The organism is Antarctobacter aquimaris (assembly GCF_900184945.1).
GTDB classification, from domain to species: domain Bacteria; phylum Pseudomonadota; class Alphaproteobacteria; order Rhodobacterales; family Rhodobacteraceae; genus Maliponia; species Maliponia aquimaris.
Genome location: NZ_FXYF01000007.1, coordinates 139,273 through 162,051, shown reverse-complemented (window position 1 = coordinate 162,051; position 22,779 = coordinate 139,273). Strand labels below are relative to the sequence as shown.

Below are 22,779 nucleotides of genomic sequence, written 5' to 3'. Positions count from 1 at the left end.
TCTGCCAATGGCAGACGCGCAGGACGCGCGTCGCCACCTGCCTCCTGTCTGCCAGTGTGACAAAGATAGGTGCGCGCGCGCAACACCAAAGGGATGAAACAGCGCCTCACTGCCTTGTGACAGCCCCCGGCGCGCCGCAGGTCGGCATGTTTCCGCCCCCGGTCGCGGCCGGAAGCGGGTCCGGGCGGTCAGATCAACCCGCCCCTGGCGACCCAGAGCACGATCAGCCCGCTGATCACCGCCAACAGCCCCAGGCTGCGGCGCTGGTCCAGCGTCAGCTGGCGCAGCGCCTCCAGCAGCTGTTCAATGAGTTGAGGGGCCAGTGCGTACACCAGCCCCTCGATCACGAGGACCATGCCGATCCCCGTCAGGATGTCCGTCCAGCTCAATTGTCGGCGGGGGCGCTGTCGGCTTCGGGCGCCGCCGGCGCGGGCGCCGGATCGGCGGGCGCGGGCGCCGGGGTCGGCGCCGGCGTGACCGGGGCCGCGTCCTGTGCGGCCTCGGGCGCGGGCGCCACCGGCGACAGGGCCTCGGCCGCGGGCGCGGCAGGCAGACCCAGCGTCAGGTCCCCGACCAGCGAGTTCTCGCTCTTGAAGTAGTCGAAGAACTGGCTGTCCGGCGTCATGACCATGGTCGAGTTGTCGCCGCGCAGCGCTTCCTCGTAGGCCTGGAGCGAGCGGTAGAAGGCAAAGAACTCCGGGTCCGCGCCGTAGGCGTCGGCAAAGATCTTGCTGCGCTCGGCGTCGGCCTCGCCTCGGATCACGTTGGCTTCGCGTTCCGCCTCGGACAGGGTCTCGACCACGGTCCGGTCGGCCAGCGCGGTGACGCGCTGCGCCGCCTCGTTGCCTCGGGCACGTTCGTCCGCCGCCTCGCGCTCGCGCTCGGCCCGCATCCGGTCAAAGGTCGCGTCGAGGTTCTGCGACGGCAGGTTGGTCTGCTTCAGGCGCACGTCGACCACGTCCAGCCCCAGCGAACGGGCCTGCTGGCGCGCCGCGTCGCGGATCCGCACCATCAGTTCGCGCCGGTCCTCGGACAGGATCCGGTCCGAGGTCACCTGGTCGGCACCCAGCACTTCGCGGATCTGCGCGTTGAGGATGCCCGACAGGCGGTCCTCGGCGACGCGTTCACCGCCAACACCCACCGCCTGGCGGAACTGCACCACGTTGGCGATGCGGTAGCGGGCAAAGGCGTCGACCACCAGACGGCGGTCGTCCGAGGGCGTGACTTCGATGGTGTCGGTGTCCAGCGACAGGATGCGGTCGTCGTAGCGCACGACCTCCTGGATCAGCGGGATCTTGAAGGCGAGCCCGGGCTCTTCCTTGACGGCCTTGATCTGGCCGAACTGCAACACCAGCGCCTTCTCACGCTCGTCCACGACAAAGATGGACGACAGGAAGACGACGATCGCCACCACGAGGATTGGCAATAGCAGGGTTGTCTTGCGCATCACTGGTTCCCCCCGCTGCGGCGAAGTTCATTGAGCGGCAGGTAGGGCACGACGCCGCTGCCGGCCCCGTTCCCGGTGACCGAACCGTCGAGGATCATCTTGTCCACGCCGGCCAGCACGCGTTCCATCGTCTCGAGGTAGAGACGGCGGCGCGTCACTTCGGGCGCCATGGCGTATTCCTGCTGCACGCTGGTAAAGCGGGCCGCCTGGCCCAGCGCCTCGTTCACGACGCGGGCGCGGTAGCCTTCGGCCTCTTCGCGGATCTGCGCGCCCTGGCCTCGGGCCTCGGCGACGACGCGGTTGGCGTAGGCATCGGCCTGGCGTTCCAGCCGGTCGCGTTCCTGTTCCGCCGCCTGGACGGCGCGGAACGAATCGATCACCTCGCGCGGCGGGTCCGCGGTGTCGAGGTTGATCCGGACGATGGAGATGCCGCTTTCGTATTCGTCCAGCGTCGACTGGATTTCCTGCAACGCGTTGTCGGCGATCGCGCCACGGTCACGGTTGAGGATCGGCGCCAGGTTGGACGCCGCGATGATCTCGCGCATCACCGATTCCGACACCGCCTGCACCGTCAACTGCGGATCGCGGATGTTGAACAGCAGCTTGGCCGGATCATTGATGTTCCAGACCACCTGGAACTCGATGTCGACGATATTGGCGTCGGTGGTCAGCATCAGCCCGTCGCCGGTGCCGCGCCCGGACCCGATCGTCTCGGTCCGTTCCGAGGTCACGTTGACCACCTCGTAGGTGACCAGCGGCCAGGGGGCAAAGTTCAGGCCCGGCTGGCCGGTCGCCGAATAGCTGCCCAGGAACAGTTCGACCGACTGCTCTTCGGGCCGCACCGTGTAGAACGATCCAAAGGCCCAGAGCGCCAGCAGGCCCAGCGCGCCCAGCGCCACGGTGCCGCGGGTCAGCCCGCCGCCACCGCCGCCCGAGCCGCCGCCGGACCCGTTGCGCCCGTCGCCGCCGCCGCGCCCGCCCATCAGGACGCGCAGCCGCTCCTGGCCCTTTTTCATCAGCTCGTCGATTTCCGGGATCTGGCTTTCTTCCGGTCGCCGGCCGCCGCCGTTGGGCGGGCGCTGGTTGCCTCCGCCCTGGTTTCCACCGCCGCCCCCCCAGGGGCCGCCGCTATTGCCTGCCATGAACTTCGTCCTTCCTGGTCTCTCGTATTGGTTTCATACCTGTGCGCCCGATCCGCGAATTCAAGCGCTTCGCACCGGATTGCGCATGGTGACGATCTCTTCGGACATGGTCGGATGCACCGCCACCGTCCGGTCAAAGTCCTCCTTGGTCGCGCCCATCTTGATCGCGATGCCGGCCAGCTGGATCATCTCTCCCGCGCCGGGGGCCACGATATGACAGCCCAGCACCTTGCGCGTCGCCTTGGACACGATGAGCTTCATCAGCACCCGGTCGGGCCGCTCGGCAAAGGCCGTGCGCATCGGCCGGAACGAGGTGCAGTAGACGTCGATCTCCTCGCGGTCGCGCGCGGCCTCCTCGGTCAGGCCCACGGTGCCCATTTCCGGCTGGGTGAAGACCGCGCTGGGGATCAGCTCGTGGTCCACCGGCGTCGGGTTGCCGCGAAACACCGTCTCGACAAAGGCCATGCCCTCGCGGATCGCCACCGGCGTCAGGTTCACCCGGTCGGTCACGTCGCCGATGGCATAGACCGAGGGCACCTTGGTCTGGCTGTAGGCGTCCACCTCGACCGCGCCGCCGCGCGTCAGGGTGAGGCCCAGGTCCTCCAGCCCCATGTCGGCGGTGTTGGGCCGGCGCCCGGTGGCAAACAGCACCGCGTCGAAATCGCGGACCTTGCCGTTGGTCGCCTTGACCCGCAGCGGCCCGGCGCCGGGCGCGTCCTCGGGGTGGGCGCCGAACTGGCTGGCCTCCACCGGCACGGTGCCCATGCCCTCGGCCTCGGGGCTGCCGGCCCCGTCCTCGGGATGCGCGCCTGCGGCGCGACGCATCTCGACGATGTTGGTGCCGGTGTGCAGGTCGATGCCGCGCTCCTTCATGGCGTCGGCGATCAGCCCGCGCGCCTCCTCGTCAAAGCCGCGCAGAATCTGCGCGCCACGGTAATACTGCGTCACCTCGACCCCCAGCCCGTGCAGGATGCAGGCGAACTCGCAGGCGATGTAGCCGCCGCCGATGATCAGGATCGACTTCGGCAGGGTCTCCATGTGGAACAGGTCGTCCGACACCATCCCCAGCCGCGCGTTCGGCATGTCCGGCCGCACCGGGCGCCCGCCGGTGGCGATCAGAATGTGCTTGGCGGTCTTCACCTCGCCGGTCGACAGCTCGACGGTGTGCGCGTCGCGCAGCCGCGCGCGGGCGTCGAAGGTCTCGACCCCGGAGCCGGTCAGCAACCGGCGGTAGACGCCTTCCAGCCGGTCCAGCTCGGCGTGCAGCCTGCCGCGGAACGCGCTCCAGTCGAACGCGCCATCGGCAATGTCCCAGCCATAGGCGCGCGCCTCGGCCGGCATGCCGGCATATTCGGAGGCAAAGACCATCAGCTTCTTCGGCACGCAGCCGCGGATCACGCAGGTGCCGCCGTAGCGGTCCATCTCGGCCAAGGCCACCTTCGCCCCGGTCTCGCCCGCCGCCACGCGCGCCGCCCGAACCCCGCCGGACCCGCCGCCGATCACGAAGAGATCATAGTCGAAACCGCTCATGCACCGCTCCCTCCTGGCTCGGTCCGAGATATTTCACATGGGGAGGGCGATGGCCAGAGCCACCGGACCACCGTGCCGCCCTGCGGCTTCTTCTCTGTGCAAATACCTCCGGAGGAGCCGACCGGAAAGAAACGGATCGTCCCGACGAGGTGCGGCGGCATGGTTCTTGCCGCACCTGGTCCGGCGGCTTAGCACTTGCCCCATGCGCCCGATGTTGCTGACCACCCTGCCCGACACCACCCGCCCCGGCCTGCTGCGCGATGCGCTGGCCGGGGTGACGGTGGCCATGGTCGCGCTGCCGCTCAGCCTCGCCATTGCCATCGCCTCGGGCGCACCGCCGGCCGCCGGGGTGACCACGGCGATCGTCGGCGGCTTTCTCGTGTCGCTGCTCGGCGGCAGCCGGGTGCAGATCGGCGGGCCGACCGGCGCCTTCATCGTCGTGGTCTTCGGCACCATCGCCGCGCATGGCTACGACGGGCTGGTGATCGCCACGCTGATGGCGGGCGTCCTGCTGCTGATCGCCGGGGCGCTGAAAGCCGGGCGGCTGATCGGGCTGGTGCCCGAACCGGTGATCAACGGCTTTACCATCGGCATCGCGGTGATCATCGCCACGAGCCAGTTGAAGGATCTCTTCGGCCTCACCATGGCCGAGGTGCCTGCCGACGTGCTGCCCAAGCTCGCAGCGCTCTGGCAGGCGCGCGAGACGCTGAACCTGTCTGCGCTCGGGACCGGGCTGGCCACCATGGTCCTCATCGTCGTGCTGCGCCGCGCCCTGCCGCGCTTTCCCGGGCTGATCCTGGCGGTGGGCGCGACCTCGGCGGCGGCGGCACTGATGGCGCTGCCGGTGGACACCATCCAGTCGCGCTTTGGCGCGTTGCCCGCGGGTCTGCCGGCCCCCGCCCTGCCCGCCGTGACGCTGCAAAGGCTGACCGAACTGCTGCCCTCGGCCGTGGTGATCGCCTTCCTGGCGGGGGTCGAATCCCTGCTCTCGGCCATGGTGGCCGACCGGATGACCGGCGACCGCCACCGCCCCAACGCCGAGATGCTGGCACAGGGCGCGGCCAACCTCGGCTCGGCGCTGTTCGGCGGGCTGCCGGTGACCGGCGCCATCGCCCGCACGGCAACCAACATCCGCGCCGGCGGGCGCACGCCGGTCGCCGGGCTGGTCCATGCCGCGACCATCCTGGTGGTGATGCAGGTGGCGGCGCCGCTGGCCGGGCAGATGGCGATGCCGGCGCTGGCCGGACTGCTGATCCTGACCGCCTGGAACATGAGCGAACCGCACAAATGGCGCGGCTACCTGGCCGCACGGCGCTCGGACGTGTTTCTGCTGCTGCTGACCATGGGGCTGACCGTGGTGGCGGACCTGACGGTCGCCATCGCGGTGGGCGTGGCGCTGGGGCTTGCGCTCCGGCTCGCCCGGCGTGACGTGCCGCCCGCCGACTGGGATCCGCGCGACCGCTGAGCCGGGGGCAAAGGCCTTTCGAAAGGCCTTTGAAAGCGATTTCAAAATCGCTTCGAAGCGGCTTGAAAGCCGCTTTTCAAGGGCTTTGCAAAGCCCTTGACCAAGGCTTTTCGAAAAGCCTTGTCCGCCCGGCCTCAGACGTCGCGAAAGATGTTCTCTTCCTCGACAAAGTCCAGCCGCGCCTCGCTGACCGTGCCCTCGTTGATGTCGCGCGTCTCGACCCGCCCGTCGCCGTGGCCGATCACCACCTTGTCGCAGATGTCGATGAACAGCCCGTTCTCCACGACGCCGGGGATCTGGTTCAGCACCATGGCCAGCTGCCGCGCGTTGCCGATCCGGCCCAGGTGCAGGTCCAGGATGTGATTGCCCTCGTCGGTATGGAACGGCTTGTCGCCGTTCATCCGCAGGGTCGCCTGCCGGCCCATGACATCCATGGACACCAGCGTCTCTTCCAGCAGCGCCTGCGTGGTCTGCCAGCCGAACGGGATGACCTCCACCGGCAGCGGAAAGGCGCCCAGCCGCTCGACCTCCTTGGCGGCATCGGCGATCACCACCATCTGGTCGCTCGCCGTCGCCACGATCTTTTCCTGCAACAGCGCGCCGCCGCCGCCCTTGATCAGGTTCAGGTCGCCGTCGAACTCGTCCGCGCCGTCGATGGTGATGTCCAGCCAGCGCGCCTCGTCGAGCGAGATCACCTCGATGCCGACATCCCGCGCCAGTTCCGCGGTGCGGGTCGAGGTCGGCACGCCGCGAAAGCGCAGCCCCTCTTCACGCACCATCTCGCCCAGGCAGCGCACCAGCCATGCCGCGGTCGACCCGGTCCCGAGCCCCACGCGCATGCCCGACTCCACCAGGCTGGCTGCCTGTTTCGCCGCGGCGAACTTGGCCTTGTCGATGGGGGACAATTCTCCGGTCATGGACCTCTCCTCTGGAAACGGGCAGCAATCGGCGCCCTTATACGGGGCACCGCACCGATGGGCGAGGCCAAATTGCCGCGCATGCAAGGACTCGGCCGGCGCATCAGCGCGCGACTAGCCGCCCCTCGGCCCGCACCGCCCCCGGCATGCCATCCGGCGCGCCGCCCGCCGGTTCCTCGGTGACCAGCAGCCGGGCGCCCTCCAGCCCGTCCGACAGCGCCGGCGGCAGCGCCACCAGCGTCTCCTCGGTCCGCAACAGCGCCAGCGACACCGCCGCGCCCGTCTCGGGCGACAGCCAGAGCTCCAGCACGCGCCCCTCACCGACCTCTCCCGCGGTCCGCGCGACCACCAGCACCCCGGTCTCCGGGTTGAGCGCGGCGGTCAGCGCCAGGTCGCCCGCCGCCGCAACCAGGTCGGCGCCCAGCACGGGCTGCGCCGGGTCCAGCAGCCCGGTGGCAAAGACCAGCCAGGCGATCGCCGCGCCCGCCACCGCACCCACGAAGTAGGGCAACACCTGCTTGATCACCGAGGTCTTTTCGACCGGGCCGAACACCCGCGCCTCGATCCGCCGCAAGACCTGCGGCGGCGGGGTCTCTTCGGCGATGGCGTCGACGAAGCACGCGAAATACTCGGTCCAGGCGGCCACGTCCTGTTGCAGGTCCGGCTCCGCCGCCAGCCGCGCCTCGAACCCGGCGATCTCCTCGCGGGGCATCAGGCCCAGCGCGTATTCCGCCGCGCCCGCCTCCCAGCCGCCCGGCAGATCCCTGTCGCGCGACCTCTTCATCGGCTCAGGCAGTCCCGCAGATGGATGAGGTCGGCGCGCAGGGCGGCGCGCAGGCTGCCCTGGGTGACGCCGGCGTTGTCGGCCAGGTCGGCATAGGTGGCGCCGTAGAGATAGGCCTGCCGCAGCATGTCCGCCCGCCCCGGCGGCAGCTCGCGCAGGCAGGTCTCCAGCACGCGGGCCTCCTCGCGCAACTGTGCCAGGCTTTCCGGGCCGGGTCGCGGCGCATACAGGCGCTCGGTGATCTCCAGCGGGCCGGCCGCCTTGCCGGCGGCGCGCTCGGCGCTCAGCCGGGCGATGGCGGCATCGCGGGTGATCGTCACCAGCCAGGTCAGCGGCGCGGCCTGCGCGGTGCGGTACTGCCCGGCGCGCTCCCAGATCCCGACATAGACCTCTTCCAGCACCTCTTCGGCCAGCGACTCATCGCGCAGGATGCGCAGCGAGATGCCGTACAGCCGGGCCGAGGTCGCCGCGTAGAGCTTGCGAAAGGCCGTGCGGTCGCCACTGGCGACGCGGCCCAGCAATGTCTCGATCTGTTCCTGCGCGGTCATCCGGACGCTCTCACCACTTCCCCTTGCCCCTCTCCGCGATATGTTGCACGTAAGCCAAAGCAATCGAGCTTTGACAGAAGGACGCGGGCACCATGGCCGACGGCATGATCGATATCAACGCGAAACCGACCGAGGAAATCTCCGTCCGTGAAGTCTTTGGCATCGACACCGATATGATCGTGCACGGCTTTCCGGACCGCACCGAGCGTGTGCCGGACATCGACTCGACCTACAAGTTCGACCCCGACACCACGCTGGCGATCCTCGCGGGCTTCCGCAACAACCGCCGCGTGATGATCCAGGGCTACCACGGCACCGGCAAGTCGACGCATATCGAACAGGTCGCGGCCCGGCTGAACTGGCCCGCCGTGCGCGTCAACCTCGACAGCCACATCAGCCGGATCGACCTGATCGGCAAGGACGCGATCAAGCTGATCGACGGCAAGCAGGTGACCATGTTCCAGGAGGGCATCCTGCCCTGGGCATTGCGCAACCCCACCGCCATCGTGTTCGACGAATACGACGCCGGCCGCGCCGACGTGATGTTCGTGATCCAGCGCGTGCTGGAAACCGACGGCAAGCTGACGCTGCTGGACCAGAACCAGGTCATCACCCCGCACAAGTATTTCCGCATCTTCGCCACCGCCAACACCGTCGGCCTGGGCGACACGACCGGCCTCTACCACGGCACCCAGCAGATCAACCAGGGCCAGATGGACCGCTGGTCGCTGGTGGCGACGCTGAACTACCTGTCGATCGACGCCGAGACCGCGATCGTCCTGTCCAAGGCGCCGCACTACAACAACGACAAGGGCCGCAAGACCATCCGCCAGATGGTGACCGTGGCCGATTTCACCCGCCGCGCCTTCATGAACGGCGAATTGTCGACCGTGATGTCGCCGCGCACCGTGATCGCCTGGGCGCAGAACGCCGAGATCTTCCGCAACCTCGGTTACGCCTTCCGCGTGTCCTTCCTCAACAAGTGCGACGAGCTGGAGCGCCAGACCGTGGCCGAGTTCTATCAGCGCTGCTTTGACGAGGAACTGCCCGAAAGCGCGGCCAGCCTCAGCATGAAGTGACCCGGCAAGCAGCGCCCGTCCTACGGGTTGCGCGTCCGACCGATGACATCGACGCACTTGTGACCTTCTACCGTGACGGCCTGGGATTCGACCTCCTGGGCCGTTTTCGGGATCACGACGGCTTTGACGGTGTCATGCTGGGTCATCCCCGCGCACCTTGGCACCTCGAATTCACCCGCGAAACCGGCCGCCCCGCAGGCGGCGCCCCCTCGCCTGAGCATCTCCTGGTGCTCTACCTGCCCGACCGGGCCGCGTGGCAGGCCGCTGTCGGCCGGATGCGCGCGGCGGGGCATGATCCTGTCGCGGCGCACAATCCCTACTGGGATCGCAACGGCGTCACCTTTGCCGATCCGGACGGCTACCGTGTCGTCCTGCAACAGGCGGACTGGACGCTGTAGGGGACAGCGCGCGCAGCCCCAACAGCCCGTTAACCAATCGGGCGTACCGTTCGCCTCATGAACGCTTTGCGAACACTCCTTGTGCTGATCCTGTCGTGGGCCGCCTGCCCGGGTGTCGCGGACGCACCCCAGCCGACGGATGAGGCGCTGACCCTGGCCGCCTGCCACGGCCGCTACTCTGCCGTGCTGGAACACGCCTGGCTGATGCAGGACGACACCGAGGTCGCGGCGCGACTGCGGCGCGATCTCTTTGCCGCCATGCTGGACGCGCTGACCCGTGACGGCAGCGATGGCCCGGCGCTGGAGGGCGCGCTGCTGAATTTCCGCCTGACCGAGAAACAGGCCACCATCCACCTGCTGACCACCGCGCGCTTTGGCACCGACCCGCGCCGCGCCCGCCATGCCGCCACCCTGCTGGGCCGGCAGCTGGACGCCTGTGACCGGCTGGTGATGCGGCGGCTGGCGCTCGGCTCGTGACCTTGCCGCCACCGGGTCACGGTCGCTAAAAGTTTTCAGAACGCCTTCTTCTTCGACGCAATTTCCCGTGTAAAATTCACGCCATGGGCGGTGCGAAAGCAAGTCCGGTCTTGTTCGCCGGACTGCGGGCGCTGCCCGTTCCCCTGCTTGCCATGACGAATGGCCCACACAACCGCACGCAGGTCTTGCCGCCTGCCCTGGCCGCTACTCGGCCGAGATGGAGCATGACCCGCTAGACCGGCGCGGTCGGCGAAAGCCCGCGCTCGCGCCGCGCGCCTGGCCATCCGCCCCTGCGATCGCCCGAAGCGCCGCCCGGTCAGAAGAAATCCGGACACAATCCGCCCGACCCCTCGGCGATCCGCTGCATCAGCGCGGCCTGTGGCCCCTCGCGCGTCAGCGCCGAATAGCGCTCGACCCAGGCGGTCATCTCGTCTCTCAGCCGGGTGCGCTCCGCGTCGTCCGTGGCGTCCCGCAGCTCCTCGGCGATCCCGATACGCCGCGACCCCATGCCGATCAACTCCCGCACCAGCGCCTCCAGCTCCGCCTTGCCCTCCGGCGCGAGGACCTCGAACAGCGGGCCGGTCCCGTCGCTGACCTGGTGCGCCAGGCAGTCGAAATTGCGTGTCTGGCTCAACGCAAAAGCCGTCCCCACCGCCAGCGCCAGCTCCGCCGCATCGGGCGCGACGCGGGTGTAGCTGCGGGCATAGGCCCGGGGCAGCCGCGTCACCGGGTTGCGCAACTCGCCGACCAGCACCAGCACATCCTCGTGCAGGCGCATCTGCAGCGGCAGTTCGAAATGGTTCAGTTCGGTCTTGGTCCAGAGGTCATGCGACCGCTCGAACTCCAGCTGCCGCTCACCGTAGACGATCTCGTCGCCATAGCCCGCGACGGACAGCGTGCCATCCGCCTGCCGCTCCAGCGTCGCCTCGGCCGTGACGCCCAGATAACGCCCCTCCTCGGACCAGAGCGGCGCATTGATCCGGGGCGATGCCGCCTTCATCCAGTATTGCGTGACCCGCAGCGTGTCCGCCTCGGGGCCCGGCCCGATGACCAGCAGCTCCTGCCCCGGCACGGTGATCCCCGACAGGTAGGACAACACCCGGTCGCCCAGCCAGGTGCCGTGCAGCGCCGACAGGTCCTCGGGCGGCGCGGCCTGTTCCAGCGCGGTCTTGTTGATCTCGAACATCGCCAGCGCCGCGCGCGTGCAGCCCAGCGGGCCGTCCGGGTCCTCGGAGGCGCCGACGGCGGGCGGCGGCACGCGCAGGGCGGCCTGCATCTCGGCGCAGGTCACATCGGCGGCGGCGGCGGTGGACAGCAGGAACAGGGACAGCACGGGGGCAAGGCGGATCATGGCTCAAATCTCCTTTGGACAACGCCCGCAGACTACACGCCAGCCGCCCCGGGACCAAGCCCGCAGCCTCTTGCAGGCGTCCGGCAAAGCGCGGATAACGGAGGCATGAGCAAGCCCACCGACAACCCCGCCGACCCGTTCAAGAAGGCCCTCGCCGAGGCCACCAAGGTCATGGCCGACGATCCCGACCTGACGGTCAGCTACTCGGTCGATCCTTCGGGAATGTCGGGCGACGCGATGCGCCTGCCGCAGGTGTCGCGCCGGATGACCCGCGACGAGGTCATGCTGGCGCGCGGCACCGCCGACGCGCTGGCGCTGTACCACCGCTACCACGACGCCAAGACCCATTCGCGCTACCTGCCGCAGGGCGACATGGCGCGCGAGCTCTACGAATCGATGGAAACCGCCCGCTGCGAGGCGATGGGCGCGCGCGACATGCCCGGCACCGCAGGCAACATCGACGCCAAGATCGCCGCCGATGCGGCGCGGCGCGGCTATGGCCAGATCCGCGAGGCGGCGCAGGCGCCGCTGCCGATGGCCGCCAACTACCTGATCCGCCACCTCGCCACCGGCCGCGACCTGCCCGCCGACGCCACCAACGTCATGGAGCTGTGGCGCGGCTTCATGGAATCGCAAGCCGGGGACACGCTGGAGCGGCTGGACGACACGCTGTCCGACCAGACCGCCTTTGCCAAGTTCGCCCGCCAGATGATCCGCGACCTCGGCTATGCCGACCAGCTGGGCGACGACCCCGACCTCGAGGACGACTCCGAGGAAGAAGGCGTCGACGACGACCAGGACGATCAGCAGGACCCCGATTCCACCGGCGACGACGACCAGGGCGAAGACGCCGACGCCGATCCCGAAAGCACGCAGGACGACACCCAGGACCCCAGCCAGGCCCAGGTCACGATGGACGAGTCCGCCGACGACGAACTGGGCGACGAGACCGAGATGCCCGAGGGCGAGGCCCCGCTGGAGCCCCCCGCGCCGCAGCCGATCTCCGAGGCCGACCCGGATTACAAGGTCTACAGCACCGACCATGACGAGGAAATCTCGGCCGAGGAGCTGGCCGAGCCGGTCGAACTGGAGCGCCTGCGCGCCTACCTCGACCAGCAGCTGGAACCGCTGAAAGGCGCGGTGTCGCGCCTTGCCAACAAGCTGCAACGCCGGCTCCAGGCACAGCAGAACCGCAGCTGGGAATTCGACCGCGAAGAGGGCATCCTCGATGCCGGCCGGCTGGCGCGCGTGGTGGCCAACCCGACGACGCCGCTGAGCTTCAAGGTCGAAAAGGACACCGAGTTCCGCGACACCGTGGTGACGCTGCTGCTGGACAACTCCGGCTCGATGCGCGGCCGTCCGATCAGCATCGCGGCGATCTGCGCCGACGTGCTGGCGCGCACGCTGGAACGCTGCTCGGTCAAGGTCGAGATCCTAGGCTTTACCACCCGCGCCTGGAAGGGCGGGTTGTCGCGCGAGGACTGGCTGAACGCGGGCCGCGAACAGCAGCCCGGCCGCCTGAACGACCTGCGCCACATCGTCTACAAGAGCGCCGACGCCCCCTGGCGGCGGACCCGCGACAACCTGGGCCTGATGATGAAAGAGGGCTTGCTCAAGGAGAACATCGACGGCGAGGCGCTGGAATGGGCGCACCGACGCATGACCCACCGCCCCGAGGCGCGCAAGATCCTGATGGTGATCTCGGACGGCGCGCCGGTGGACGACTCGACGCTCTCGGTGAACCCGGCCAACTACCTAGAAAAGCACCTGCGCGACGTGATCGCCATGGTCGAGCGCAAGAAGCAGGTGGAATTGCTGGCCATCGGCATCGGCCACGACGTCACCCGCTATTACGAACGCGCCGTGACGATCACCGATGTCGAACAGCTGGCCGGGGCGATGACCGAACAGCTCGCCGCGCTGTTCGACAGCGACCCGCGCGCAAGGGCGCGCTTCATGGGGATCAAGCGCGCGTCGTGACGGGTTTGGCCACGGCGACGTGGCGCGGCGCCCCGGCAAAGACCCGGGCGACAAAGGCCAGCCAGGCGGCGCGGCGCTGACAGTTGGCCTCGCGCGTGGCGGTATCGGCGGCGACGTGGCGGGCGGCAGCGTGGGTCAGGTGGGCGGTGTCGAAGGGGGTGAACATCGGGGCTCTCCTCTGGCTGATGTCCCATCTTCGCGCAACGGCGCAGGCCGTGCTTGAAGGTCCTCCTGCCTTTTCCCTTGGAAACCCCTGAGAAACGGCCCCCAGCCTGCGGAAACGCTTGTGGCGGCCCGTGGGGCGGCGTTTACTTTTGTCATGCGCCACGCCTTTGCCGATTGCCTGCTGGACACCGAAACCCTGACGCTGACCCGCGCAGGGCAGCCCGTGCCGGTAGAGCCGCAGGTCTTCGACCTCATCCGCCTTCTGGTGGAAAACGCGGGCCGCGTGGTCACGCGGGACGAGATCGTGGACACCGTCTGGCAAGGCCGCATCGTGTCCGAATCCGCCATCTCCGCCCGCATCGCCGCCGCGCGCAAGGCGGTGGGCGACGACGGCAAGGCCCAGGCCGTGATCCGGACGGTGGCGCGGCGCGGGCTGCAACTGGTGGCCGGGGTCAAGACCTCCGAGCTTGCCGCCAACAGCCCCCCGGTTGCCCCAGTCCCGGTCAGGACACCCCGCGTCCGCTATGCGCGCAGCGACACGGGCCGGGCGCTGGCCTATTCCGTCAGCGGCGCGGGCACGCCAGTCGTTTACTCCGGCTACGGTCAGAACGATGTGGAACTCGACTGGCATTGCGCCGCCTTCCGCCCGCTCTATGACGCGATTGGCGCGCGCCACCGGTTGGTGAAGTTCGATCCGGTCGGCACCGGGCGGTCGGACCTGACGCTGCCCGACGCCAGCTTCGACCGGCGGGCCGAGGACCTGCGGGCCGTCGCGGATGCAGCGGGGCTCGATCGCTTTGTGCTTTTCGCGCAGAGCGGCGGCTGCCTTCAGGCCATCCGGTTTGCCGCGAAATACCCGGACCGGGTGACGCGCCTCTTGATCAACGGAGGCTATGCCGAGGGACGATCGCGGCGCGGCGACACGCATGGCACCGAGACGATGCGCGGCCTGATCGCGGAAGGCTGGAACAAACCCGAAAGCAGCTTTGCGCTGGCGTTTTCGCTGCTGTACTTCCCCGAGGGGCCACTCGATCTTGCCGAGGAGGTCATGCAGGTGATGCGCCGGGCCTGCCCTATGGACAACATGCTGGCGGTTCGGGACGCCGTGAACGGCGCAAACGTGCTGAAGGACCTGCCCCACATCGCCTGCCCCACCCTGATCGTGCACAGCCGAAACGATACGGTTCACCCCCTGTCGCAGGCGCAAAAGCTGGCCGCCGGCATTCCCGGGGCCGAACTGGCCGTGCTGGAAACCGCCAATCATGTGCCCCTTCCCGGCAATCCCGCTTTCGCGCCTTTCCTCGACATCGTGCTGGACTTCCTCGCCGATGCTGCGCCGCAGGGTGACTGACATGCGCCACACCTTTGCCGATTGCCTGCTGGACACCGAAACCCTGACGCTGACGCGTGCGGGAACGTCCGTGCCGGTAGAGCCGCAGGTCTTCGACCTGATCCGCCTGCTGGTGGAAAACGCGGGCCGCGTGGTGACGCGGGACGAGATCGTGAACACCGTTTGGAATGGCCGCATCGTGTCCGAGAGCGCGATTTCCGCGCGCATCGCCGCCGCGCGCAAGGCGGTGGGGGATGATGGCAAGGCGCAGGCCGTGATCCGCACCGTGGCGCGGCGCGGGCTGCAACTGGTGGCGGCGGTGTCGGCCGCCCCCCACGCCGCCCCCCACGCCGCCGACAGGCCCGCAATCGGCACCGACCGGCAGAGCCTCCGCTTTGCACGGGCGCGGGACGGCGCGCACCTGGCCTATGCCGTGACCGGCGATGGCCCGCCCCTGTTCCTGGCATGGCATTTCCCGACCAGCCTGGAGCGGGACTGGCACGATCCCGATTGCCGCGCGTTCTTCGATGCCGTGGGACAGGGCCGACGCCTGCTGCGCTACGATCACCGCGGCAGCGGCCAGTCCGAACCGGCCCTGACCACGATCGACCTGGACCGGGCCGCCGACGATCTCTGCGCCGTTGCCGATGCGGCGGGGTTCGACCGGGTCGATCTTCTGGGCCTGTCGAGCGGCGCGCTGTTTTCCGTGGCCTTCGCCGCCCGCCACCCGGATAGGGTGCGCAAGCTGGCCTTGATGGGCGGCTATGTCGACGGGCGCCTGCGCCGCGGGGCCGCCCCGCCCGACGAAAACGCCGAGGCGATCAACGCCCTGATCCGCGATGGCTGGCGCACGCCCGGCAGCCCGCTGATCGGCGCCTGGATCAGCGCCTATTATCCCGATGCCAGCCCGCAGACGATCCAGCGTTGGGTGTCCAACATCCAGCACGCCTGCACCCTCGAGGCGCTGACAGCGATGCGCTCCATGGTCAACACCGTGTCCATCGCCCAGCGGTTGCCGCATGTGCGCGCCCCGACGCTGGTGCTGCACGCGCGCGACGATGCCGTGCACCCGCTGTCCGAAGGGCGCAAGCTGGCGCAGGGCATTCCCAACGCAGAGCTCGTAGTCATCGACTGCGCCAACCACAATCCCTTTCCCGGCATGACCGGATGGGACCAGTTCCTGCGCGAGGTGCAGGCTTTCCTGGCCGACCCCGCGCCGCCGGATGGCTGACACGCCCCCGCCCCTCCGGCGCGCTCAGGTCTCGGGCAGCTTGCGCATCGCGGCGCTGAGCGGGTTCTTTCCGTCCACGGTGAACTGCGCGTGGTGCACCTTCCAGCAGTCCGGGTAGCGGTGCAGGATCGAAAACGCCGCGTGCGGCGACACCGACAGCACCGTGCCGCTGTGGATGTAGCGCGTCTCGTGCGTGGCCCAGATGACGTCCGGCCCACGAAACTCGGCATGGGTGACGCGGCGGATCATGTGGGTGATGTTCTGTTCGCGCTGCCGCGCCATCACCGTGACGAACAGCGCGCGGGTCTCGTCCTCGCTGCGCAGCACGCGCCGCCCCGAGAAATCCTCGACCGTGTTCGGCGTCGCGAACCAGCGCAACACCCCCTCCATGTCACCGCCCAGCATGGCCTCGCCGCAGCGGTCCAGCATGTCCTGAAAGATGCGCCTCGCTTCCGGGTCGTCGCTCACGGCTGCTGTCCTCCCTGCGATCGGGCACAGGTCTAGCAGACTCCGCGTCCCGTGACAGCGGGCGCGGCAATTCGCGCCCCCCCCCCGACAGCGGCCTCACTACGGCGCGCCCGAGTCGGGAAAGCGTTTGCGCAGGGCCTCCCCGGCCGGGCTGTTGCCGTCCACGGCCACCTGCAACATGCTGATCTTCCAGCGGTCCGCCCCGCGCACCAGGATGACGAAGCCGACATAGGGATCGCCCGACAGCAGGTTGCCGGCGCGGACATAGCGGGTCTCGTAGGTGGCCCAGATGGCGTCCGGCCCCTTGAACTCGGCCTCCAGGCAGCGCCGCACCATGTGGGTCATGTTCCGGTCCTTCAGCCGCTCGATGAAGGTGGCGCAGATGGCGCGCATCTGCGCTTCGGTGGTGGCGACGACGCGCCCCTCCAGGCTGTCCAGCGTGCAGGGCATGTCGCACCAGGCCAGCGTCTCGTCGATGTCCCCCGCCAGTGTCGCCGCACCCTGCCGGTCCAGAACGTCCTGGGCTATGTCGCGCGCGCTGTTCATCGTGTCGGGTCTTTCGTTTCGTCGCAGTCTGACAGCCGCACGCGCGAACACAACCCCCGCCGCCGGGCCGTTGCACGCCCTCTTGCCACCCGCCCGCCTTTGGCTAGGCTGCGCCGCAAAGGAGTCCGCCATGTTCCAGACCTTCACCGACACCGCCTCCCCCGACCAGGGCCCGCCCCGGCTGGCACGGCTGCGCGAGAAGCTGGCAGAGCACGGGCTGGACGGCTTTGTCGTGCCGCGCGCCGATGCGCACCAGGGCGAATACGTTGCGCCCCGGGACGACCGGCTGGCCTGGCTGACCGGCTTCACCGGGTCGGCGGGCTGGTGCGTGGCGCTGCGCGACCGCGCCGCCGTCTTTGTCGACAGCCGCTACCGCGTGCAGGTCAAGGCGCAGGTCGCCCCCGCCTTTGACAAGGTCGACTGGCCGGAAACCGCTCTGTCGGACTGGATCGGCGCGGCGCTGCCACAGGGGCGCATCGGTTTCGACCCCTGGCTGCTCAGCGTCGAACAGCGCCGCACCATGGCGGAAAAGCTGCCCAAGGTCACGCTGGAGCCGGTCGACAACCTGATCGACGCGATCTGGCCGGACCAGCCCGAACCGCCGCAGGGCCGCGTCTTTGCCCAGCCGCTGGAACTGGCCGGCGAGGCGCACGGCGACAAGATCGCGCGCCTGGCCCGCGACCTCAAGGCGCAGGCCGCCGTGATCACCCTGCCCGACAGCATCGCCTGGCTGCTCAACATCCGCGGCAGCGACATCCCCCGCAACCCGGTGCCGCATGGCTTTGCCGTGCTGCACGGCGACGCGCGGGTGACGCTCTACATCGACCCGGCCAAGCTGCACGACCTGGGCGACCACCTGGGCGCCAGCGTGACCCTGCGCACGCCCTCGCAGTTCCTGGCCGACCTCGCCGCGCTGGACGTCCCCGTCCAGATCGACCCGGCCACCTGCCCCGTCGCCGTGGCGCAGGCGCTGAAGACCATCGTCGATGCGCTCGACCCCTGCCTGCTGCCCAAGGCGCGCAAGAACGCCGCCGAACTCGACGGCACCCGCGCCGCCCACCTGCGCGACGCGCTGGCCATGGTGCGGTTTCTGGCATGGCTCGACGCGCAGCCGCCGGGCAGCCTGACCGAGATCGCCGTCGTCAAGCGGCTGGAGGAAGAACGCCGCGCCACCAACGCGCTGCGCGACATCTCGTTCGAGACGATCGCCGGATCGGGGCCGAACGGCGCCATCGTGCATTACCGCGTGACCGAGGCGACCGACCGCCGCGTCGGCGCGGGCGAGTTGCTGCTGGTCGATTCCGGCGGGCAATACGTCGACGGCACCACCGACATCACCCGCACCGTCGCCATCGGCGATCCGGGGGCCGAGGAGGTCGCCAATTTCACCCGCGTGCTGCGCGGCATGATCGCCCTGTCGCGGCTGCGCTTTCCCAAGGGGCTGGCCGGGCGCGACATCGACAGCCTGGCCCGCGTCGCGCTGTGGGAGGCGGGGCTGGACTACGGTCACGGCACCGGCCACGGCGTCGGCGTCTACCTCTGCGTCCACGAAGGCCCGCAGCGCATCGCCCGCACCGGCACCGTGCCGCTGGAAGCGGGCATGATCCTGTCGAACGAGCCGGGGTTTTACCGCGAAGGCGCCTATGGCATACGGATCGAGAACCTGATCGCGGTGGAATCCGCGCCCCGGCTCGACGGCCAGAACGTCGCCGACATGCTGCACTTCGAAACCCTGACCTGGGTGCCGATCGACCGGCGCCTGGTCGATCCCGATCTGCTGACAGTGGCGGAACGCGACTGGCTGAACGACTACCACCAGCGGGTGCACACGATGCTCGCGCCGCACCTGGATGCGGCAACAGGACAGTGGCTCTCACAGGCCTGTTCTGTCATCTGACATGACAACGAAACACACCCCGGGTGCGCATCACGGGGGAAACACAGGGACACGACATGAGCAAGATCACCATCACACCGGCCGAAGGCACCTGGGTGGTCCGCGCCGGCGGCGCCGTCCTGGCCGAGACGACCAACGCGTTGAAACTGCACGAGGACGGCCACGCCCCGGTCATCTACTTCCCGCGCGGCGACATCGCCATGGCCTTTCTCGACCGGACCGACCACAGCACCACCTGCGCGACCAAGGGCGTGGCCAGCTACTATTCCATCGCGTCCAAGTCCAGGACCTACGAAAACGCCGGCTGGTCCTACGAAGACCCCACCCCCGAGGCCGCGGCGATCAAGGACCACATCGCCTTTGCCGACCAGGACGGCGTGAACGTCGAGCGCATCTGATCCACGCGCCCCGCGCGCGTCGGCCACCGCGCGCACCGGCCCGCCCTAGACGCGGCGCTTCAGCACATCGTTGCCATAGACCAGCCGCCGGTTGGTCCGCGCGCAGGCGCCGTACAGCAGCCCCGAGGCGATGGGCCAGTCCATGTCCGCCATCCAGCTGCCGTCATAGCGGATGCTGGCCGCCAGGTGCGGCCGCCGGATCGCGCTGTTGCCGGTCACGATGTGGCTGCGCGTCTTGCCGAACGGCGTCAGCATCGCCGGATCGAAGGGCACCCCGATCCAGTCGCAGAGCTTGCCCAGCGTCTCGCGCGGGCGCATCGCCAGTTCCTCGTAGCCCAGCCGGAATCGCGGCAGCCCGCTGCGGCTGACCGCGGCGTCCAGCGTCCGCACTCCGCGCAGCCAGGTCAGATGCGCCGACACCAGGTTGTCGCCCTCGGACTTGCGCCGCGAGGCGACCCAGCTGCGCACGTCCCGCGTGATCTGGATGAGGCGCACGTCGTAGTCCCGCAGCGCATCCAGGTGCCGCCAGCCGTCGGGCGAGCTGTCCAGCACGTAGCGCGCCTCGGGCGACAGCGCCCGCGCCGCCGCGTCGACCCGCGGGAAATGCCTGCGCACGTCGCCGTCTTCGGGCAGGTGGTCCAGCAGCTGCGACCACAGCGGACAGGCCTCCGCCGCCGCCCCGCAGGTGCAGAGGCGCTGCCGGCCCTTGGCCCCCTGCAATTTGCCCACCTTGACGCCCGAGGTCAGCCGCAGCGCCTCGCCCACGCCGACGATCTGCGGTGACACGCCCAGTGCGGCATCCAGGATCGTGGTGCCACTGTGCTGGACACCGACGACCAGCAGGATCGGGTTGCGGGGCAAGGCAGTTTCCTCTGCGCGGACGTCATGCCCGCCGGATTACCAAACCGCAAGGCCCAAGGGAACGCGGATTCGGTGGCGCACGGGCACCGAAAAACCCGCCGGGCACGGGTGAAACCGGCACCGGGCAAACCGGGCAGACCCACGGCAACCCCCTGAAAATACGGGTGCTATCAGCTAACACCCCCCCGATATTGCCTCGCTGCGACGGTCTGGCCCAACACTGTCGCATCCCCCTTTGCACAAAGGACCAGACCCATGCTCAGACTGCTCACATTCCTTTCGGCGCTCTTTCTCGCCAGCGCCGCCGCCGCGACGACCCTCTGGGTGGACGCCCCGCGCGACGGCTATCTCAATCTGCGCACCGGCCCTTCGACCCATTACCACGTGATCGGGAAGATGCCCCACGGCAGCAAGGTCGAGGTGCTGCACACCCCCGGCAAATGGTACAAGGTGCGCCACCAGTCCGGCACCGTCGGCTGGGCGCACAGCGCCTTTCTGTCGTCCCACCCGGTCCGCCAGGGCCATGACCGCGACCACGGCTACCACGGCCAGCCCTACAAGCCGCCGCATGGCGCCCCCGGCGGCCACTACGGCGGTCAGCCGACCGGCCCGGAGTACTGGGTCCACGCGCCCGGCTACTCCGGCCTGAACCTGCGCGAAGGCCCCGGATCGCAGTACCGCGTCGTGATCACCATGGGCCAGCGCGACAAGGTGATCGAGCTGGGCCGCCAGGGGTCGTGGATCCTCGTCCGGCACGCATCGGGCCGCGTCGGCTGGGCGCATGGCAACTACCTGGTCCGCAAGGACCCGGGCTACGCGCCGGGACACAAGGGCGGCAAGCCCTGGGACCGCGACCGCGACGGTTACTGGAACAACCACGGCGATAACCGCGGCTGGGACCGCGACCACAACGGCCGCGCCGACGATGACGACGACTGGACGCGCAAGGGCGACGGCCGGGACCGCAACGGCCACAAGGCCGACAGGCCGGTCGACTTCGCCGAAGCGATGAACCGCTGCCTCGGCTACGCCGGGCAGGACCTGCAATTCTGCGTGCTGCGCCAGCTGGGCAAGCGGCGCTGACCCCGGACCGGCGGTGATCGGCCAGCGCGGGCTCCGGCCAGGGGGCCCGCCGTCAGCTGTGCTCTTCCTCCGCCGTCGCGGCCAGGGCGCGGTTGTAGGCCTTCAGCGCGTCGACGTGGAACAGCGCGCCCTGCAACACCGGCGCGCCGTCCTTCAGCAGGACCACCGGCAGGAATGCCACGCCCGACTTCTCGAACAGCGGCAGCGCCACCTCCAGCGTCGCGGTGGCCTGCACGTAGAGCCCCTGCTCGATCATCCGCAGGCAGGCCTCCTCGTCGGCGGCATTGTCGTCGGTCGGCTTGCGCATCACCCCCTGCACGCGGAACATCGTCAGCAGGTAGGCCTGCGGCCCGGCCGCCAAGTGCACGTTGCGCCGCCTCAGCTGCGTCAGAAAGAATGACCGGTCCACCCCCCGCGCCGCCAGCGCCGTCGACATCGACACCGAGATCATCACCGCCAGCCCGGTCTGCCAGTCGCCGGTCAGTTCGAACACGATCAGCGTGGTCGAGATCGGCGCCCCCAGCACCGCCGCCGCCACCGCCCCCATGCCCGCCAGCGCATAGAGCGTGAACGCCGAGGACACGTCGGGAAACAGCCCCGTCGCGATATGGCCAAAGGTCAGCCCGGTCAGCGCCCCCACCATCAGCGAGGGCGAAAAGATGCCGCCGCCCATCCGCCCCGCGATGGTGATCGACACCGCCGCCACCTTGATGACCGCGAACACAAAGGCCTCGTGCAGCAGCAGGTCGCCGGTCAGCGCGCGCGAGGTCGTCTCGTAGCCGACGCCGATGATGTGCGGGTACTGGATCGCGATGGCGCCCAGGATCAGACCCGCCACCGCCGGCCGCAGCCAGTAGGGCAGGTTCAGCCGGTCCTGGAACGCGGTTTCCACGTCGTCGGCGAAAAAGATCGCCCGCATCATGATGATCGACACCAGCCCGCAGACCAGCCCCAGGATGAAAAAGGCGGGCAGCTCCAGGTAGAACTCCACCGTCGTCGTCCCCGGCAGGATGAACTCGGTCACATCGCCATAGACCAGCCGGTTGATCACCGTGCCGGCGGCGCTGGCCACCACGATGGGGGCAAAGGCGTGCAGCGCGAAATGCCGCAGGATCACCTCCAGCGCGAACAGCGCCCCCGCGATCGGCGCGTTGAAGCTGGCCGAAACCGCCGCCGCCACCGCGCAGCCCAACAGGTCGCGCCCGGTGATGCCGTCCACCTTCAGCGTGTTGGCCACCCAGCTGGCAATCATCGCCGCGATGTGCACCACCGGCCCCTCGCGCCCCGAGGACCCGCCGGTCGACAGCGTGATCCACGAACTCAGCGCCGAGGCGATGCCGGCCTTCTTCTCGACCCTGCCGTCGTTCAGCGCCGCGCCCTCGATCACGTCGGCCACCGCGCGCACCCGCCCGTCCGGCGTGCCGATGTGCAGGATGATGCCCACCACGACGCCCCCCGCCGCCGGGATCAGCAGCACCCAGGCCCAATGCAGGTGCTCGGCAAAGCTGTGCAGCCGGTTCACGTCCGGCGTGCCGTAGAGAAAGGTCTGCAACCCCTCGATCGCGCCGCGAAAGGCGATCGCGGCCAGGCCCGAGGCGATGCCGATGCCCAGCGCGATGAACCAGAACTGCACCTGGCCCGGCCCCTTGTGGCGCACCATGTCCCAGCCGCGGCCAAAGGCC

The 22,779-nt window shown here is 69.3% G+C and carries 23 protein-coding genes; 10 read left to right on the top strand and 13 right to left on the bottom strand.

Annotated elements, in window-relative coordinates; translation table 11 throughout:
- Positions 1–188 precede the first annotated feature (188 nt).
- From MAA8898_RS14145 to MAA8898_RS14130, 4 genes are read right to left on the bottom strand one after another with little or no spacing between them, the layout of a single operon-like run.
- On the bottom strand, positions 189–389 hold the full coding sequence (locus MAA8898_RS14145; RefSeq protein WP_094021682.1) for a DUF2065 domain-containing protein: 201 nt from the start codon (positions 387–389) through the stop codon (positions 189–191).
- Positions 386–1,447 (bottom strand): protease modulator HflC, encoded by a 1,062-nt coding sequence (gene hflC, locus MAA8898_RS14140; protein WP_094021681.1) that lies wholly within the window; start codon positions 1,445–1,447, stop codon positions 386–388. Before hflC ends, MAA8898_RS14145 begins: the two co-directional genes overlap by 4 nt.
- Complete coding sequence (hflK, locus tag MAA8898_RS14135; protein WP_094021680.1) at positions 1,447–2,589, bottom strand: FtsH protease activity modulator HflK; 1,143 nt, start codon at positions 2,587–2,589, stop codon at positions 1,447–1,449. Before hflK ends, hflC begins: the two co-directional genes overlap by 1 nt.
- Before the next feature lie 60 nt (positions 2,590–2,649).
- Positions 2,650–4,119: an FAD-dependent oxidoreductase gene (locus MAA8898_RS14130; RefSeq protein WP_094021679.1), complete on the bottom strand. Its 1,470-nt coding sequence runs from the start codon at positions 4,117–4,119 to the stop codon at positions 2,650–2,652.
- Between the two features lie 202 nt (positions 4,120–4,321).
- On the opposite strand from MAA8898_RS14130, the gene MAA8898_RS14125 reads away from it, so the two are divergent.
- Positions 4,322–5,584 carry a SulP family inorganic anion transporter gene (locus MAA8898_RS14125; RefSeq protein WP_094021678.1) on the top strand — a complete coding sequence of 421 codons (1,263 nt, stop codon included), beginning with the start codon at positions 4,322–4,324 and terminating at the stop codon, positions 5,582–5,584.
- Between the two features lie 134 nt (positions 5,585–5,718).
- Here the strand turns inward: MAA8898_RS14125 and rpiA are convergent, their stop codons facing one another.
- The 3 genes from rpiA to MAA8898_RS14110 all read right to left on the bottom strand — a co-directional run bounded on the left by rpiA (position 5,719) and on the right by MAA8898_RS14110 (position 7,833).
- The gene (rpiA, locus tag MAA8898_RS14120) at positions 5,719–6,501 is read right to left on the bottom strand and encodes a ribose-5-phosphate isomerase RpiA (protein ID WP_094021677.1); all 783 of its coding nucleotides are present in this window, start codon (positions 6,499–6,501) and stop codon (positions 5,719–5,721) included.
- A gap of 103 nt (positions 6,502–6,604) precedes the next feature.
- Positions 6,605–7,285: an anti-sigma factor gene (locus MAA8898_RS14115; protein WP_094021676.1), complete on the bottom strand. Its 681-nt coding sequence runs from the start codon at positions 7,283–7,285 to the stop codon at positions 6,605–6,607.
- Positions 7,282–7,833: a sigma-70 family RNA polymerase sigma factor gene (locus tag MAA8898_RS14110; RefSeq protein ID WP_094021675.1), complete on the bottom strand. Its 552-nt coding sequence runs from the start codon at positions 7,831–7,833 to the stop codon at positions 7,282–7,284. Before MAA8898_RS14110 ends, MAA8898_RS14115 begins: the two co-directional genes overlap by 4 nt.
- A gap of 92 nt (positions 7,834–7,925) precedes the next feature.
- On the opposite strand from MAA8898_RS14110, the gene cobS reads away from it, so the two are divergent.
- The 3 genes from cobS to MAA8898_RS14095 are packed head-to-tail and all read left to right on the top strand — an operon-like array spanning position 7,926 to position 9,787.
- Positions 7,926–8,912, top strand: a complete 987-nt coding sequence (gene cobS, locus MAA8898_RS14105) for a cobaltochelatase subunit CobS (protein ID WP_094021674.1) — start codon at positions 7,926–7,928, stop codon at positions 8,910–8,912.
- Positions 8,909–9,310 (top strand): VOC family protein, encoded by a 402-nt coding sequence (locus MAA8898_RS14100; RefSeq protein ID WP_094021673.1) that lies wholly within the window; start codon positions 8,909–8,911, stop codon positions 9,308–9,310. The genes cobS and MAA8898_RS14100 overlap by 4 nt, the downstream gene beginning before the upstream one ends.
- 57 nt (positions 9,311–9,367) lie before the next feature.
- The gene (locus MAA8898_RS14095) at positions 9,368–9,787 is read left to right on the top strand and encodes a hypothetical protein (RefSeq protein ID WP_176445166.1); all 420 of its coding nucleotides are present in this window, start codon (positions 9,368–9,370) and stop codon (positions 9,785–9,787) included.
- Positions 9,788–10,103: 316 nt separating this feature from the next.
- Here MAA8898_RS14095 and MAA8898_RS14090 read toward each other — a convergent pair whose 3' ends face one another.
- On the bottom strand, positions 10,104–11,138 hold the full coding sequence (locus MAA8898_RS14090) for a hypothetical protein (RefSeq protein WP_094021671.1): 1,035 nt from the start codon (positions 11,136–11,138) through the stop codon (positions 10,104–10,106).
- A gap of 105 nt (positions 11,139–11,243) precedes the next feature.
- Here MAA8898_RS14090 and cobT point away from each other — a divergent pair, with 105 nt between their 5' ends.
- Positions 11,244–13,118, top strand: coding sequence for a cobaltochelatase subunit CobT (gene cobT, locus MAA8898_RS14085; protein ID WP_094021670.1), 1,875 nt, complete (start codon positions 11,244–11,246; stop codon positions 13,116–13,118).
- On the opposite strand, the gene MAA8898_RS14080 is transcribed toward cobT, so the two are convergent.
- Entirely contained in the window at positions 13,102–13,284 is a 183-nt protein-coding gene (locus MAA8898_RS14080; RefSeq protein ID WP_094021669.1) for a hypothetical protein, read from the bottom strand. The two genes, cobT and MAA8898_RS14080, sit on opposite strands and share 17 nt — an antisense overlap.
- A gap of 153 nt (positions 13,285–13,437) precedes the next feature.
- Here MAA8898_RS14080 and MAA8898_RS14075 point away from each other — a divergent pair, with 153 nt between their 5' ends.
- Together MAA8898_RS14075 and MAA8898_RS14070 are read left to right on the top strand one after the other, a co-directional pair.
- The gene (locus MAA8898_RS14075; RefSeq protein WP_094021668.1) at positions 13,438–14,634 is read left to right on the top strand and encodes an alpha/beta hydrolase; all 1,197 of its coding nucleotides are present in this window, start codon (positions 13,438–13,440) and stop codon (positions 14,632–14,634) included.
- A gap of 1 nt (position 14,635) precedes the next feature.
- On the top strand, positions 14,636–15,844 hold the full coding sequence (locus MAA8898_RS14070) for an alpha/beta hydrolase (RefSeq protein WP_176445165.1): 1,209 nt from the start codon (positions 14,636–14,638) through the stop codon (positions 15,842–15,844).
- A 24-nt stretch (positions 15,845–15,868) separates the two neighbouring features.
- On the opposite strand, the gene MAA8898_RS14065 is transcribed toward MAA8898_RS14070, so the two are convergent.
- Together MAA8898_RS14065 and MAA8898_RS14060 are read right to left on the bottom strand one after the other, a co-directional pair.
- Positions 15,869–16,312, bottom strand: coding sequence for a hypothetical protein (locus tag MAA8898_RS14065; protein WP_094021666.1), 444 nt, complete (start codon positions 16,310–16,312; stop codon positions 15,869–15,871).
- 99 nt (positions 16,313–16,411) lie between these two features.
- Positions 16,412–16,858: a hypothetical protein gene (locus MAA8898_RS14060; protein ID WP_094021665.1), complete on the bottom strand. Its 447-nt coding sequence runs from the start codon at positions 16,856–16,858 to the stop codon at positions 16,412–16,414.
- 130 nt (positions 16,859–16,988) lie between these two features.
- On the opposite strand from MAA8898_RS14060, the gene MAA8898_RS14055 reads away from it, so the two are divergent.
- Positions 16,989–18,755: an aminopeptidase P family protein gene (locus MAA8898_RS14055; RefSeq protein WP_094021664.1), complete on the top strand. Its 1,767-nt coding sequence runs from the start codon at positions 16,989–16,991 to the stop codon at positions 18,753–18,755.
- Positions 18,756–18,811: 56 nt separating this feature from the next.
- Positions 18,812–19,153, top strand: a complete 342-nt coding sequence (locus MAA8898_RS14050; RefSeq protein ID WP_094021663.1) for a DUF427 domain-containing protein — start codon at positions 18,812–18,814, stop codon at positions 19,151–19,153.
- Between the two features lie 45 nt (positions 19,154–19,198).
- Here MAA8898_RS14050 and MAA8898_RS14045 read toward each other — a convergent pair whose 3' ends face one another.
- Complete coding sequence (locus MAA8898_RS14045) at positions 19,199–20,014, bottom strand: sulfotransferase family protein (RefSeq protein WP_094021662.1); 816 nt, start codon at positions 20,012–20,014, stop codon at positions 19,199–19,201.
- 255 nt (positions 20,015–20,269) lie between these two features.
- Between MAA8898_RS14045 and MAA8898_RS14040 the strand changes: the two genes are divergently transcribed.
- The gene (locus MAA8898_RS14040) at positions 20,270–21,097 is read left to right on the top strand and encodes an SH3 domain-containing protein (RefSeq protein ID WP_094021661.1); all 828 of its coding nucleotides are present in this window, start codon (positions 20,270–20,272) and stop codon (positions 21,095–21,097) included.
- A 52-nt stretch (positions 21,098–21,149) separates the two neighbouring features.
- Here the strand turns inward: MAA8898_RS14040 and MAA8898_RS14035 are convergent, their stop codons facing one another.
- Positions 21,150–22,757, bottom strand: a complete 1,608-nt coding sequence (locus MAA8898_RS14035; RefSeq protein WP_094021787.1) for a chloride channel protein — start codon at positions 22,755–22,757, stop codon at positions 21,150–21,152.
- Positions 22,758–22,779 lie beyond the last annotated feature (22 nt).